Annotated in this window: 1 protein-coding gene and 1 pseudogene; both read right to left on the reverse strand. The window is 48.5% G+C overall.

Features of this window, described 5'->3' with window-relative positions:
- A pseudogene (locus tag R8N47_RS23955) lies at positions 1-607 on the reverse strand (hypothetical protein); the annotation flags it as partial.
- A 33-nt stretch (positions 608-640) separates the two neighbouring features.
- Positions 641-946 (reverse strand): 5'-nucleotidase (locus R8N47_RS23960; RefSeq protein ID WP_318185944.1); only part of this gene is annotated, 306 nt, incomplete at its 5' end.

Genomic DNA, 946 nt, shown 5'->3' on the forward strand with positions numbered 1-946 from the left:
GGGCATCGGCGCTGCATAGTGTCCAAACATGCGCTGCACGTTGTTCTCGGCCATGGTGGCGAAAACCAGAGCGCGCCACTTGAACAAAGGAACGAGTTTGGATATTCGAGAACGATAAGTGACGTTCGTATAAGCGACTAAAAGTGTCCAGCATACTTGCCAAACGTTCAAGATATTGTGAAAAACGGCGATGATTCAAGCCCAATTTATACTGTAAATCTTTGGGTGAAACCTCGGCCAATAGAGCATCAAGCAGTGGTTGGAGTGTGTGGGATTCTTTGATTGGGTTCAGCAGCGTTGCGGTTTTTTGACAGCAGCGACACTTTACTCTTGGGCTACCGACGGCGGTTCTCCCGTAACGTTGCCAAGCGGATAAGCGGCAGTCACAATGAGGTAATAGCTTCAAATTAAAGGTTTGCTGTTGTAGTTGATGAGCCAATGCGAGTATCGGCTCGTTAATCAAAACCGGAGGATAAGCACCACACTCAGGGCAATGCCACGCGTCGTAGCCAAGCCGATTTGAGCGCGAATACAAACTGAGATCAGGCACGCCGCAATTAGGGCAGCCAAATGACTTACAGCCATTGTATTCTTGACGAAAAGTCATGGTGCTTATCCTTTGAGGTTATTTGTCAGAGACTCACTCTTTGACGCTAACATCCACTTGGCGACCCAGCGCCGGAACGATAACGTCTTTCTTGGCTTTAAATTGGTCAATCAATACTTGGGTGACTGAATCGCCTTGCGATTCTAACGTGCCTTTTTCAAAAACATGATAACCGTCGCCCCCGCTCGCTGCGTAAGAGTAAGTGGCCACTTTGTATGATTGCGAGTCGTTCACTGGTTTGCCATTTACGTTCAGGCTGAGCAGGCGTTTACCTTGCGGTTTTGCGTTGTCGTAGCGCGCTTCAATACCGGAGAATTGTGCCAGAGCGTAAGGTAAGGT

Source organism: Vibrio sp. 2132-1 (genome assembly GCF_033344315.1).